Raw genomic sequence first — 13,516 nt, 5'->3', positions numbered from 1 at the left:
GGTGGGTGCAAAGCGATCCACCACGTTGCCCTGGCGATCGACCAGGAACTTGCTGAAATTCCATTTGATGCGGGCGCTGCCCAGCAGGCCGCGCTTCTCGCGTGACAGCCATGCCCACAACGGATCAGCCCCCTCGCCGTTGACCTCGATCTTCTCCGACAGCGGGAAGCTGACCGGATAATCCAGCGAACAGAACTGGCGGATCTGCGCGGCGTCACCGGGCTCCTGTGCACCGAACTGGTTGCACGGGAAGCCGATCACCACCAAGCCACGCTCGCGGTAGTCCTGCCACAGCTGCTCCAGCCCGGTGTACTGCGGGGTGAAGCCACAACGACTGGCGACATTGACCAGCAGCAACGGGTGACCCTGATAACGGGCCAGCGCCTGCGGCTGGCCGTCGAGGTCGCGGAAGCTGAAATCGTAGGCAGTGGTCATGGCAGCGGGCCGTGGGCGGTGACTGCATGGTACCCGCGCCCGGCCCCGGCAACATGCCTTTTGACACAAGTGCGGGCGCCGCCGGCCGGGTTACCCTCGGGCCCTTGTTTGCCTTACCGGAGTTCCTACCTTGACCACTCGCCTTGCCCTTGCCGTGGCCATGTCCCTCGGCCTTGCCCTGCCCGCCTTCTCGGCCGGCGCCGCCACCCCGGCTGCCAGCACCAATGCCCAGCAGGCCAATCCGTTCTTCGCCGAAAGCCCGCTGCCGCTGCACTTCCCGCAGTTCGACAAGATCAAGGACAGTGACTTCGCCCCGGCCTTCGACGCCGGCATGGCGCAGCAGCTGAAGGAAGTGGAGGCAATCGCCAACAACAAGGCCAAGCCGACCTTCGACAACACCATCATCGCCCTGGAAAAGAGCGGTGACATCCTCGACCGTGCGACGACCGTGTTCTTCAGCCTGGTCGGCGCCGACACCAACGACACCCGCAAGAAGCTGCAGGCCGACTACTCGGCAAAGTTCGCCGCGCACAGCGATGCGATCGCGCTGAACGGCAAGCTGTTCGCCCGCATCCAGGCGCTGTATGACACCCGCAGCCAGCTGGGCCTGGACGCCGAAGGCGCGCGCCTGGTCGAGAAGTACTACGACAACTACGTGCGCGCTGGCGCCAAGCTGTCCGAGGCCGACAAGGCCAAGTTGAAGGACATGAACGCCGAGCTGGCCAACCTCGGTACCAGGTTCAGCCAGAACGTGCAGTCGGAAGTGAACGCCTCGGCGATCACCGTCGACGACGTCAAGGAGCTGGACGGCCTGTCCAAGGAGCAGATCGCCGCCGCCGCCGAAGCCGCCAAGGCCCGCGGCCAGGACGGCAAGTATGTGATTACCCTGCTCAACACCACCGGCCAGCCGCCGCTGACCAACCTGGCCAACCGCGCCCTGCGCCAGAAGATCTACGAAGCCTCGACCACCCGCGGCAGCCGCGGCGGTGAGTTCGACAACACCGCGCTGGTCTCGCGCATCATGCAGCTGCGTGCCGACAAGGCCAAGCTGATGGGCTTCCCGAACTTCGCCGCCTACAACCTGACCAACCAGACCGCCAAGACCCCGGAAGCAGTCAACGCGATGCTGGGCAAGCTGGCCCCGGCCGCGGTGTCCAACGCCAAGCGCGAAGCCGCCGACCTGCAGGCGATGATCGACAAGGAACAGAAGGCCGCGCGCAAGCCGACCTTCCAGCTGGAACCGTGGGACTGGGCCTTCTACAGCGAGAAGGTGCGCCAGGCCAAGTACAACTTCGACGAGTCGCAGCTGAAGCCGTACTTCGAAATGAAGAACGTGCTGGAGAACGGCGTGTTCTACGCCGCCGGGCAGGAATTCGGCCTGACCTTCAAGCAGCGCACCGACCTGCCGGTCTACCACGATGACGTCACCGTCTACGATGTGTTCGACGCCGACGGCAGCCAGCTGGCGATCTTCATCTTCGACCCGTATGCACGCGCCTCCAAGCGCGGTGGTGCGTGGATGAACTCCTACGTCTCGCAGTCCAAGCTGACCGGCTTCAAGCCGGTGGTCGCCAACCACCTGAACATCCCGAAGCCGCCGGCCGGCCAGCCGACCCTGCTGACCTGGGATGAGGTGAACACCACCTTCCACGAGTTCGGCCACGCCCTGCACGGCATGTTCTCCAACGTGAAGTACCCGTACTTCTCGGGCACCTCGGTGCCGCGTGACTTCGTCGAGTTCCCCTCGCAGGTCAACGAGATGTGGGCCGACAACCCGGTCATCCTGAAGAACTACGCCAAGCACTACCAGAATGGTTCGGCGATGCCGCAGGCACTGCTGGACAAGGTGCTGGCGGCGGCCAAGTTCAACCAGGGCTTCGCCACCACCGAGTACCTGGGTGCAGCCATGCTTGATCAGCGCTGGCACCAGATCGGCGCCGACCAGGTGCCGGCCGCCAAGGACGTGATGGCCTTCGAGCGCGCCGCGCTGGAGAAGGACGGCATCTACTACGCGCCGGTTCCGCCGCGCTACAAGACCCCATACTTCAGCCACATCATGGGCGGCTACTCGGCCGGCTACTACGCCTACATCTGGTCGGAAGTGCTCGATGCCAACACCCAGAAGTGGTTCAAGGACAACGGCGGCCTGAGCCGCAAGAACGGCGACCACTTCCGCGCCACCCTGCTGTCCAAGGGCGGCAGCGTGGATGCCATGCAGCTGTTCCGCGATTTCGCCGGCCACGAGCCGCAGATCGAACCGCTGCTGGAAAAGCGTGGCCTGACCGGCGCCGGCAACTGATCGCCGCTGCGGCAGCCTGAAACGAAACCGCCCGGGAAACCGGGCGGTTTTTTTGTGGCATCCACCCATGGCGTGGATCTACCGCAGTCCCGGTAGATCCCATCCATCCGTGGATGATCTCCGGTCACCGCCGGAACAGCCGCTCCCACCATCGGCTTTTTGGAGCAGCTGCAAGAGAGGTATGGGCGCCCAGGAACTCCTGCAGTTGGGCCGCGGCGGCCTCCGCGTACAGCAACGCGCCATCGGGGGCGCAGTTGAGTAGATTGCTCATGCTGGTCGATGCATTGAGGTCCATCGGGTTCGGCTCGACCACCTCGCTTGCTTCCAGCAATCCGCATTCCTTGCCGATGGCATCATCGACAACGCTCCAGAACACGGCCAGTCGACCATCGGAAAACAGCTCGTCCAGACGCGCACGCAGTTCATTGTCCCCGCCGTAGTCCGCGCGCATCTGCTTCAGCCGGTCATGCGTGATGAACACACCACCACCGTAGTTCTCGCGCAGGTGGTTTCCGGCAGCGGCGTCCGCCCACTGCGGCGGCACCAGTTGCCGCCAGTCCGCGAAATAACGGGCAATCACTGGGTCGTCGATGAAGAACGAAAGGGCGCTCCCGCGAAGGTAATGATACCGGCGCAGGTGACCGGCCACGATCGCCAGGTACAACGCGTGCCCCTTCTCGAAAGGCACTTCGGCGCTGATCGAGCGAGCCTCGTCGATGCGTTCCTGCAACTGCTCCATGTAGAACGGCTCGATCCGGAACCGCTGTTGTAGCGCCTCGACCAGCGTCACGTCCTCCAGCGCACGGAAATAGATGTCACGGATCTCCGAATCCGCGACTGGATGGTAGGTGATGTCCCAACCCATGCTGCAACGCCTTCAGGAATGCGGTAATCCCGCCGACCCAACAGCCTAGCGTCGACGACGCCCACGCGCGGAGCAGACCGTGCAACACACGGATTTGGCGTCAGTGAGTGTCGCATCCGGCCCGCTCTACCCTTCGCGCACCCTTCAGCGTGGCGCCACGTACCCGCCCGGCACGCCTTCCGGCGACAGCACCAGCTGCCACAGCTGCGCGTGCCGGGTGCGGAAGGTGGCCATCGATCCGGCCAGGTAGAACCGCCACATGCGGCGGAAATGCTCGTCGTAGCGCGCATCCAGCTGCGGCCACGCCGCTTCCACGTTGCGGCGCCAGGCCTGCAGGGTGAGGTCGTAGTCGGTACCGAAGTTGTGCCAGTCCTCCAGCACGAAATGCCCTTCGAACGCCCGGGTGATCTGCACCGCCGACGGCAGCATCGAGTTGGGGAAGATGTAGCGCGCGATCCACGGATCGGTGCGATGCCGCGAGATGTTGGTGCCGATGGTGTGCAGCAGCAGCAACCCGCGCGACGACAGGCAGCGTTTGGCCACCTCGAAGAAACTGGCGTAGTTCTTGTCACCGACGTGCTCGAACATGCCGATCGAGAAGATCGCATCGAACGGTTCGTGCAGTTCGCGGTAGTCCTGCAGACGGATCTCGATCGGCAGGCCCGCGCACAGTTCGCGCGCGAACCCGGCCTGTTCCTGCGAAATGGTCACGCCGACGCCACTGACACCGTAGCGCTCTGCGGCGAACTTCAGGGCTTCGCCCCAACCACAGCCGATGTCCAGCACGCGCTGGCCCGGGCGTAGGCCCAGCTTGCGGCAGACCAGGTCGAGCTTGGCTTCCTGCGCGGCGTCGAGATTGTCGGCATTGCGCCAGTAGCCGCAGCTGTAGACCAGGCGCTGACCGAGCATGGCCTGGTAGAGATCGTTGCCGAGGTCGTAGTGGCGGCGGCCCACTTCGTAGCTGCCCTGCCCGACCTGCAGGTTGAACAGGCGCGCCTTCAGTGCATCGGCCACTTCGCGCCAACCGTGCACCCGTTCGTCCAGGTGCGCCTGCATCAGGTGGACGAGGAATTCATCCAGGACGTTGGCATCCCACCAACCGTCCATGTAGCTCTCGCCCAGGCCGAGCGAACCGTGGCCCATGACCCGCGCGAAAAAGCGCGGGTCATGCACCTGGATGTCCTGTGGCTGGGTGCCGCCGATGCGGACCCCGGCTTCGTGGAGCAGGCCGGCGACCCGCTCCTGCAACCCTGTATCCACACCACCTCCTCGACTGCGGTCAACCGCGTGCGAACAGCTCCACGTAGTCCTTGGCCACGTGCGGCAACAGCACCGCCGCCGGTACATCGGCGGTCTGGGTGCCGTCCGAGTATGGACCCACCTGGTACGGCGGGAAAACAAAGCGCAGCGCGGTGATCTGCCCCTTGTCGTTGGTCAGCGGCTGGAATTGGCTGAAATTGTCGGCCTGCGGGCCGGTACCGTCGGCGATCATGCGCGATGCGTTGCGCAGTGATTCCTGCAGCTGGGCCGGGTCCATGTCCTCGCCACTGAGACGGGTGGCCACGCGTTCGCGCAACTGGTCGGCGACGAAATCGCTGATCGCCTTCCAGCCCTTGGCATCGGCCACCAGCTTTTCGGCGCTGAGCATCTGCTGATGCTGCGGCAGCCACACGAAGCGCGCCACCAGCGGTTCACCATGGGCGCCACCGGTATAGCGGCTGCCGTCGGCACTGACCACCACCAGCTGCGGCGTTTCCAGCAGCTTCTCGAAGCTCAGCGACAGCTCGTAGGGCATGGTCGGCTTGTCGTTGCCAAGCCCGTCCAGTGCCTGCTGCAGGTCGCTGCGAGCGCTGGTGGCATAGTCCTGCAGCGCGCGCGCCAGGCCCGGGTAGCGGTCGATGCCGGCAGGGTAGCTGATGCCCACCACTTCGCGTTCGTTGTTCTCGATCACGTCTCGCAGGTCCAGCGGCGCCTCGGTGGCCGGCGTTTCGCCGGCGGCAGTGGCCTCGGCGGCGGGTGCCGCGTCGGCTGCCGGCGCCGGCTCGCTTTCACGCTGGCAACCGGCCAGCAACAGCACGCCCACCACGCCGGCCAGCACGCTGCCGTGCAATGGCCGGTTGTTTCCAATCTTCATCGGGATCCCCTGTTCATGTTTGTACATCATCGCCTGCCATGGCTGAAGCGTGGCCCGCTGGCATTCAGCCAACGAGCAGGTCGTGGTACTCCTCGTGCCGCTGCAGGAAGGCCTCGGCGTAGGAACATGCCGGCACCACCTTGTACTTCTGCTCGCGGGCAAAGCGCAGTGCCACGCGGGTCAGCTCACCTGCGATGCCACGGCCGGCAATCGGCTCGGGTACCTCGGTGTGGGTGATGACCATGCGCCTGCGTTTGATCTGGTAATCGAGCACCGCCAGCTGTCCACGCACACGGGCGGTGAAGCGGTGGTTGGCCAGGTCGTGTTCGACCTCATAGGCCAGACCGGGGGGCGTGACCGAAGCCATGGAACTGTCTCCTGCGGCGACTGCGTGGATGGTGCGCAGCCGGGCGCCATGATCGCGTGAAGCCTGAACAGGGGCAAGTCCAGTCCGTTCACGTCAGTTTTCGACCCTCAAGCTGGAGGGCCGGCGGCCGCTATCGCCTGTGGAGGGGTCCGGCCAGGCTGGCACGGCCCTTGCGACCGTTGATCATGCGCACCACCGCGGAGGCACCAATGCACCCCAGTGATTCCCATACTGATACCGACCGTGCCCTGCTGGAGGGCCTGCTGCAACTGGCGGTGGAAGGGCAGACCGAAGACCAGGATTTCCAGCGCATCGGCGAGGAAGTGTTCGCCCGCCTGATGGACACCTACGGCCAGCAGACCGCAGCCTGAGCCTGCCGGGGCGGATCGCTGCCGATCCGCCCCGCTGCCGCCATCAACCGCCGCCGAGGCGGAAGGTCGGGTTGGAGAGCTCGCGCAGGAAGTGGTTGAAGATGCTCGGCTGCATGGCCAGCATGAAGATCACGCCGAACGCCGCGCCCGCCAGATGGGCACTGTGGTTGATGCGGTCACCGCCGCGCTTGTCCATCCAGATGCTGTAGCCGACATAGAACGCGGCGTAGACGATGGCTGGCGCCGGGATGAAGAACACCAGGATGATCGACCACGGCTTGATCAGGATGAAGGCGAACAGCACCGCCGACACCGCACCGGACGCACCCAGGCTGAGGTAGTTCGGATTCTTCTGGTTCTTCAGGTAGCTGGGCAGGATCGAAACCAGCAGCGCGCCGATGTAGAACGCCGGATAGGTCAGGTAGCTGCCGGTCAGCTGCACCATCACGCTCTCGATGAATCCCCCGAAGAAGAACAGGGTGATCATGTTGAAGATCAGGTGCGACCAGTCGGCGTGGATGAAGCCATAGGTCACCAGCCGGTCGTACTGGCGGTGACGGTCGACGGCCGGCGGCCAGAGGATCAGGCGGTCGGCCAGCTTGCGGTTGTTGAACGCCATCCACGACAGGATGGCGGTGATGGCGATCAACAGCAGATTGACGGGGGTCATGTCAGGCTCAGGCGCTACGGTAGTTGTCGACCATACGATAGCGTTTCGCATACCAACCGAAGGCCAACGCCGCGATGAAGGCGAAGCCGGCGAAGAAGAACATCAGGAACGCCGCCTCGCTCAGGCCCGTGCCGGCGATCTGGTGGGTCACCGTGTCATTGCGCACCGCCGCGTTGGACAGCAGCACCCACAGGTTGCCGATGGTGGTGGTCAGGTTCCAGAAGCTCATCACCACGCCCTTCATCGCCTGCGGCGCCTGGCTGTAGGCGAACTCCAGGCCGGTGGCCGAGACCAGCACCTCACCGAAGGTCAGCAGCGCGTACGGCAGGATCTGCCAGAAGATCGACATGGCATTGCCACCGTCCATCACCACCTGGATGCCACCGATGACGATCCAGGCCAGGCCGCTGAAGGCGATACCGGCGGTCATGCGGCGCAGCGCGGTCGGCTCGAAGCCGAAGCGGCGCAGGGCCGGGTACAGCACCAGGTTGTTGAACGGGATCAGGATCATCACCAGCAGCGGGTTCAGCGCCTGCATCTGCGAGGCGGTGAACCAGCTCGGCATCTGCATCTGCTGGCCCTGCAGGACCCAGGTCGAGGCCTTCTGGTCGAACAGCGAGAAGAACGGCGTGGTCAGCGCGAAGATCACCAGCACGCGCAGTACCGAACGCACACCTTCCACGGCTTCGGCCGGATGCTGGCCGCGGGCGCGATCCAGCTGCAGCCAGGTGCCACCGCCGATGCCCGCCAGGATCGACACCAGCGCCAGGCACAGGCAGATCACGATGCCCAGCGAGCCGACCAGGCCGAACGAGGCCACTGCCAGCACCCCGCCGAGCACGGCGATCACCAGGCCCGGACGGCCCTGGCCGGCGACGCGCGCGGTCAGCGCGGTGCGCACCACGTTGGCGAACGAGTGCGGGTCCTTCGGCGGCAGCGGCACCAGCACGTAGCGCTTGCGGCCCAGCCAGAACACGAAGGTGGCGATGAACATCAGGATGCCCGGAATGCCGAACGCCCACTGCGGGCCCCAGTTCTTCAGCACCAGCGGGATCAGCAGCGAGGCGAACAGCGAGCCGAAGTTGATGATCCAGTAGAAGGCGTCGAAAACGATCTTGGCCAGGTGCTTGTTGCTCTGGTCGAACTGGTCGCCCATGAACGAGGCCACCAGCGGCTTGATGCCACCGGCACCCAGCGCGATCAGGCCCAGGCCGAGGAAGAAGCCTTCGCGGCTGTTTTCGAACAGTGCCAGGCACAGGTGGCCGGCGCAGTAGACCAGGCTGAACCAGAGGATGGTGTGGTACTTGCCGAAGAACTTGTCGGCCAGCCAGCCACCGAGCAGCGGGAAGAAATACACGCCGATCATGAAGCTGTGCATGATGTCCTTGGCTTCACCGGCACGGCCCTCTGCAGTGATTTCCTGCAGCAGCAGCGAGGTGATCAGGAACTGCACCAGGATGTTGCGCATCCCGTAGAAACTGAACCGTTCGCAGGCCTCATTGCCGATAATGTACGGAATCTGGCGCGGCATCCTTCCCTGGCCGGCGATGGGGGCAACTGCGTCGTGGCTCATCCTGTAAGGCATTCCTGCAAAGCGAAAGGCGCAAGGTTACCGGAACCGGGGCTTGCGAAGCACGCTGCAGGGCTGCATGACAACGGTGCCAATCCATGGCAGGCCGTCCTGGCCCCGCCGGAAGTCACGGAACCTGCACGACAAAAGCGTAAACTTATCGTTATGCGCCCCCTCGCCCACGCCCGCCTCCTGCTCAGCTGTCTTGCGCTGTTGCTGGCGCTGCAGGCACAGGCGCGGCCGCAGGCGCCGGCGTCCGCCACCGGCGGGGGCGAGGCTCGCCAACTGACGGTGGCCGCGCTGGAACTGCCCAGCCGCGATGACACGCAATGGAAACAGCGCCGCGAGCAGGTCGCGCAGCTGCTGACCGACCTGCAACCGGACGTGATTTCGGTGCAGCAGGTGCTGCAGCAACAGGGCCGCAACCCGGCCTGCTGGCTGGCCAGCCGGCTGCGCTACAGCTGCGACTTCGTTACCGCCGATCCGCCCAGCCAGCCGCTGCGGCATGGCAACGCGATGCTGACCCGGTTGCCGGTCAGCGAGGATGGCGTGACCCTGCTGCATCCACCCGGCACCTTCAGCGCCGCCGGCATGATGCGGCTGAAGCTGGGCGAGGCGCTGGTCAACATCTATGTGGCGCGACTGCGCCCGGACCTGGACGAGGCCACTGCCCGCCAGCATCAGACCAGCGATCTGATGACCTGGATCGGCGCCACCTCCGAGGGCATGCCCAGCCTGATCGCCGGTGATTTCTCCGCCAACACGGTGGAACTGGTGCGCAGCACGCCCGGCTTCCAGCCGGCCCGGCGCAATCCCGGCGGCCGCGCCGATCCGCCCGCGGCCAGTGGCGGCGGTGCGAGTGGCCATGGCCTGGATGTGCTGTTCCAGGTCAAGCACTTCGGCGGCATCCGCCAGCAGCCGATCCTGCTGCCGGCCGACGGCGACCTGCCCGGTCTGCGCCTGGGCGTGATGGCCACCCTGCGCCTGCAGGGCGATACGGCCTCCGCAGAATAGCCCCGCCTTCGGCCCCGGTGGGCGCCGACCTTGGTCGGCACATTCCCACCGCGCTCGCACCATCTCCCGTGCCGACCAAGGTCGGCACCCACCAGAGGTCCTGCCCGACGTCCAGAAGCTGGGAAACAAAAAGGCCGGGGTCTCCCCCGGCCTTCTCATTTCATTCCGTCACGCAATCAGGCGATCGCTTCCTGGTAACGGCGCTCGACTTCGTTCCAGTCGATGACGTTGAAGAACGCGCCGATGTATTCCGGACGGCGGTTCTGGTACTTCAGGTAGTACGCGTGTTCCCACACGTCCAGGCCGAGAATGGGGGTGTTGCCTTCCATCAGCGGGCTGTCCTGGTTGCCGGTGCTCTCGACCACGACCTTCTTGTCCGGGGTCACGCTCAGCCACGCCCAGCCGCTGCCGAAACGGGTCAGCGCAGCCTTGGTGAAGGCGTCCTTGAACTTGTCGAAGCCGCCCAGGTCCTTGTCGATGGCCTTGGCCACGTCGCCCACCGGGTTGCCGCCAGCATTCGGAGCCATCACGGTCCAGAACAGCGAGTGGTTGGCATGGCCGCCACCGTTGTTGCGCACCGGACCCTGCAGGTTCTCCGGCAGCGACTTGAGCTTCTTCACCAGTTCTTCGACCGGCAGGTCAGCGTACTCGGTGCCTTCCAGCGCCGCGTTGACGTTGTTGATGTAGGTCTGGTGATGCTTGGTGTGATGGATTTCCATCGTCGCCGCATCGATATGCGGTTCCAGCGCGTCGTAGGCGTAGGACAGCTTGGGCAGGGTATAGGCCATGATGCATCTCCTGATTGCGAGGGCACCCGACGGTGTCGGGCGTTGCGCGGTGAATGATGGGGACAGACCGCCAGATTACCAAGGGGGATGTAAAGGAAATTGCGTCCTGCCAGTGAGCACGACGGCAATTGTTACGCAGCAGTGACGCGACGCCGTCCTCATGCATCGTGCAGCGCACAAGCGCTACAGTCCCTGCACCACCCTCGCCCGCTCCCTGCCCATGCGCAACCCCCGGCTGCTGATCACCGCCATCGCCCTGCTGCTGCTCGGCCTGGTCGTCAACCATTTCATGCAGCGCCCGCCGGCGCCGCAGTTCTCGCCGGACCTGCAGGGTACGCCTGCCGCGCGCGCGCCGGCCACGGCCGCAACCGGCAACGATAGCGGCCTGCCCGCGTTCCTGCCCGCCGAAGCCCGGCAGACCATCGCCCTGATCCAGCGCGGTGGTCCCTTCCCGCACCGCCAGGACGGCAGCAGATTCGGCAACCGCGAACAGCAGCTGCCACAGCGTCCGCGTGGCTACTACCGCGAATACACCGTCGACACCCCCGGTGCGCGTACCCGCGGCACGCGCCGCATCGTCACCGGTGGCGATCCGCCGGAGGCGTGGTACTACACCGACGACCACTACGAATCGTTCCGCAGCTTTACCGTACCGGCCCAGGGAGCGCAGTGATGAGCCACGATGATTTCGGCCTCGGCCTGCATGACATCAACAATGCTGGGGTCTACGCCATCGACAGCGACGACATCGACGCACTGGCCGCAGCGATGCGTGATGCCGGGCTGAAGGTGATCCGCATCGATCTGGAAGGCGTGGCCGACAAGCGCACCCTGCTCGCCCGGCTGGCCGCGCAACTGGATTTTCCGGCCGGCTTCGGCGGCAACTGGGATGCGCTGTCGGACAACCTGCGCGACCTGCAATGGCTGCCGGCCAACGGTTACGCGCTGTTCCTGGCCGACGTGGACACGTTGCGCGCCTCCACGCAGAAGGACTTCGACACCCTGCTGGATGTGATGGACGAGACCAGCCGCGACTGGGTCGGCCGCGACGTGCCGTTCTGGGTGTTCCTGTCGCAGAGCGCGTAAGGTCACTGCCCTGGCGGATGTCGACCTTGGTCGGCGTGCGCTGGTGCCTTGGTAGAGGCCGACCCTGGTCGGCGCTTCTGTGCCAACCAGGGTTGGCACCCACCAAAGCGCGGGCCGGCCGGCGTGTGGGGTCCGGCCCCTTGCCTAGCGGCTCCCGTTATCTTCCTGCAGTTCCTTCTTGAACGGGATGTCCGGTGGCGGTCGCGCCACCGCCGGCTGGTCCTGCATGTTCGGATTGGTGAGGCCACAGCCACCACCAGCCTGCAGGATCGAGATCACACAGGATATCTTCGTGCCGGTGCCCGGCAACGGAATCTCCATCGACTTGATGCCCTTGCGCACCCACTCGGCCAGCAGCGATTCCTGCGGAACCCAGTACTTGTCGAACGAAGTGGGCGTGTAGTCGTAAGGCGGTCGCTTCAACCAAGTGCCCGATTGCGCGATGCGTTCCTTGCTCCAGCCATCGCTGGCGCCACCGGGCGCACCGCGCTCGGCACGACCCTCGCCTTCCTGGCCCGGCACGCGGACGCTGCCATCGGCATTGAACAGGCCACTGCCCTTGCCAGTGGCGCTGGCCTGGCGGGCGCCGTTGTCGGCGCCGCCATGGTTACGGCTCGATGCACCCCAGTCATCGCCCTTGGCGGGCGTGGCCCAGTTGCCCGGATTGGGGGCCGGACGCGCTCCAGCCTGGGCCGGGGTCGTGCTGGATGCAGCGGGCCGCGCAGTGCTGCTGCTCGCCTGCGTCGCGCTGCCACTGGATGCCGGCGCAGGCGTTGCCGCAGGTGCACTCCCATTCGAAGACGAAGGGGCTGCCGCCGGTGCCGAGGCTACTTCGCGCTCGCGCACCTGTACGTCACGACCCGCTGGCGCATGCACTGCCGGCTCACGACCGGCGACGGTTGCCATCCGCACCTGCGGATCGACCACTGCCTGCACTTCACGCTCGCGCACCTGCACGTCGCGCTGCGGCACGCGCACCTGCACATCGGCCGTGCGCAGCGGCTGCGACACCGCCGGTGCATCGACCGTACTGACTTCGCGTTCCTGCACCGGGATGTCACGCAGCTGCGGCGTCCGCACCGCGATCTCCGGCACACGCGGTGCGGTGGGGGTTGGCGGCGCCTGCACCGGCTGCACGCTGCGCTCGCGCACCGTGGGTGTGGTGTCACGCGGCACGATGCTGACCTCGGTGCGCGGCACGCTGACCGGCGGCACCACGAAATCGGTGCTGGCCTGCGCCACTTCGGTGGCCTGCACCGGCGATGGTGGTGGGGCCGCAAGCGGGGCCGGCTCGGCGTCGGCCGGCGGCGACGGCACACTGGCTGTCGGTGCTGGAGCCGGTGCGGGCGCAGGCGCCGACGCAGCTGCAGGACGCGGCTCAGGTGCAGTCGCTGCCCCCGCCTCCTGGCCGGCGGCAATCTGGCCGGCCGGTGCAGCCGCAGCCGCCTCGGCACCCGGCTGCTCGCCCCCGCCCTCCTGGGAGGCGCGGCCGATGAATTCCACCTGCACACGCTCGCCTTCGGCGCCCTCTGCTTCCGGTGCCGTGGTGCGGATCACCGCCACCCACAGCAGCAGCACGAAGAACAGCAGGTGCAGGAGCGCGCTGGCGAACGCGGAGGTCCAGCGCATCCAGCGCTGATCACGCGGCGCTGCGTCCCAGTCCTGCCAGAACAACCGGCGCAGCGACTGCCACGATGACAGCCGGGGCGACTGGCCCGGCGGTCCCGGCAGCGGGCGCGGCAGCAATACCGCAATCACTTCGCGGGCGTGGAACGGCCGCGGCAGCGGGCCCAGCGAACGCAGCCACAGCGCCCAGCCATAGGGCAGGCGCGTGGACTTCTCGAGGACGGCGCGTGGCTGCTGGCGGGCCAGCAGCAGGTCGATAAGTTGCTCGGCCCGGGTCAGAGGCACGCGTCA

The 13,516-nt window shown here is 66.0% G+C and carries 14 protein-coding genes; 5 read left to right on the top strand and 9 right to left on the bottom strand.

Annotated elements, in window-relative coordinates; translation table 11 throughout:
• The coding region (locus N5J73_RS08040) for a glutathione peroxidase (RefSeq protein WP_279940786.1) at window positions 1-435 on the bottom strand (435 nt) is incomplete at its 3' end.
• A 130-nt stretch (window positions 436-565) separates the two neighbouring features.
• On the opposite strand from N5J73_RS08040, the gene N5J73_RS08035 reads away from it, so the two are divergent.
• Window positions 566-2,734, top strand: coding sequence for a M3 family metallopeptidase (locus N5J73_RS08035; RefSeq protein WP_164078589.1), 2,169 nt, complete (start codon window positions 566-568; stop codon window positions 2,732-2,734).
• A 124-nt stretch (window positions 2,735-2,858) separates the two neighbouring features.
• On the opposite strand, the gene N5J73_RS08030 is transcribed toward N5J73_RS08035, so the two are convergent.
• The 4 genes from N5J73_RS08030 to N5J73_RS08015 all read right to left on the bottom strand — a co-directional run bounded on the left by N5J73_RS08030 (window position 2,859) and on the right by N5J73_RS08015 (window position 6,100).
• The gene (locus N5J73_RS08030) at window positions 2,859-3,599 is read right to left on the bottom strand and encodes a hypothetical protein (protein ID WP_049449219.1); all 741 of its coding nucleotides are present in this window, start codon (window positions 3,597-3,599) and stop codon (window positions 2,859-2,861) included.
• Window positions 3,600-3,743: 144 nt separating this feature from the next.
• Window positions 3,744-4,859, bottom strand: coding sequence for a cyclopropane fatty acyl phospholipid synthase (gene cfa, locus N5J73_RS08025; RefSeq protein ID WP_049449222.1), 1,116 nt, complete (start codon window positions 4,857-4,859; stop codon window positions 3,744-3,746).
• Window positions 4,860-4,878: 19 nt separating this feature from the next.
• The gene (locus N5J73_RS08020) at window positions 4,879-5,760 is read right to left on the bottom strand and encodes a DUF3298 and DUF4163 domain-containing protein (protein WP_049449223.1); all 882 of its coding nucleotides are present in this window, start codon (window positions 5,758-5,760) and stop codon (window positions 4,879-4,881) included.
• Between the two features lie 37 nt (window positions 5,761-5,797).
• The gene (locus N5J73_RS08015) at window positions 5,798-6,100 is read right to left on the bottom strand and encodes a GNAT family N-acetyltransferase (protein WP_006455911.1); all 303 of its coding nucleotides are present in this window, start codon (window positions 6,098-6,100) and stop codon (window positions 5,798-5,800) included.
• Between the two features lie 209 nt (window positions 6,101-6,309).
• Between N5J73_RS08015 and N5J73_RS08010 the strand changes: the two genes are divergently transcribed.
• Entirely contained in the window at window positions 6,310-6,471 is a 162-nt protein-coding gene (locus N5J73_RS08010) for a hypothetical protein (RefSeq protein ID WP_162838400.1), read from the top strand.
• 43 nt (window positions 6,472-6,514) lie between these two features.
• Here N5J73_RS08010 and N5J73_RS08005 read toward each other — a convergent pair whose 3' ends face one another.
• Together N5J73_RS08005 and N5J73_RS08000 are read right to left on the bottom strand one after the other, a co-directional pair.
• Window positions 6,515-7,141 (bottom strand): rhomboid family intramembrane serine protease, encoded by a 627-nt coding sequence (locus N5J73_RS08005; protein ID WP_049449225.1) that lies wholly within the window; start codon window positions 7,139-7,141, stop codon window positions 6,515-6,517.
• 7 nt (window positions 7,142-7,148) lie between these two features.
• On the bottom strand, window positions 7,149-8,714 hold the full coding sequence (locus tag N5J73_RS08000) for an oligopeptide:H+ symporter (RefSeq protein WP_049449227.1): 1,566 nt from the start codon (window positions 8,712-8,714) through the stop codon (window positions 7,149-7,151).
• A gap of 162 nt (window positions 8,715-8,876) precedes the next feature.
• Here N5J73_RS08000 and N5J73_RS07995 point away from each other — a divergent pair, with 162 nt between their 5' ends.
• A complete protein-coding gene (locus N5J73_RS07995; RefSeq protein ID WP_049449229.1) occupies window positions 8,877-9,725 on the top strand; it encodes an endonuclease/exonuclease/phosphatase family protein in 849 nt (282 codons plus the stop codon).
• A 176-nt stretch (window positions 9,726-9,901) separates the two neighbouring features.
• Here N5J73_RS07995 and N5J73_RS07990 read toward each other — a convergent pair whose 3' ends face one another.
• The gene (locus N5J73_RS07990) at window positions 9,902-10,513 is read right to left on the bottom strand and encodes a superoxide dismutase (RefSeq protein WP_005410310.1); all 612 of its coding nucleotides are present in this window, start codon (window positions 10,511-10,513) and stop codon (window positions 9,902-9,904) included.
• Window positions 10,514-10,733: 220 nt separating this feature from the next.
• Between N5J73_RS07990 and N5J73_RS07985 the strand changes: the two genes are divergently transcribed.
• Window positions 10,734-11,186: a ribonuclease domain-containing protein gene (locus N5J73_RS07985; RefSeq protein WP_049449238.1), complete on the top strand. Its 453-nt coding sequence runs from the start codon at window positions 10,734-10,736 to the stop codon at window positions 11,184-11,186.
• Window positions 11,186-11,599 carry a barstar family protein gene (locus tag N5J73_RS07980; RefSeq protein WP_049449230.1) on the top strand — a complete coding sequence of 138 codons (414 nt, stop codon included), beginning with the start codon at window positions 11,186-11,188 and terminating at the stop codon, window positions 11,597-11,599. The genes N5J73_RS07985 and N5J73_RS07980 overlap by 1 nt, the downstream gene beginning before the upstream one ends.
• A 144-nt stretch (window positions 11,600-11,743) precedes the next feature.
• Here the strand turns inward: N5J73_RS07980 and N5J73_RS07975 are convergent, their stop codons facing one another.
• Complete coding sequence (locus N5J73_RS07975) at window positions 11,744-13,510, bottom strand: hypothetical protein (protein ID WP_049449232.1); 1,767 nt, start codon at window positions 13,508-13,510, stop codon at window positions 11,744-11,746.
• Window positions 13,511-13,516 lie beyond the last annotated feature (6 nt).

Source organism: Stenotrophomonas sp. GD03654, from assembly GCF_029845105.1.
In the GTDB taxonomy this organism is placed as follows: Bacteria; Pseudomonadota; Gammaproteobacteria; order Xanthomonadales; family Xanthomonadaceae; genus Stenotrophomonas; species Stenotrophomonas africana.
This window is presented reverse-complemented; position numbering and strand designations above follow the sequence as displayed.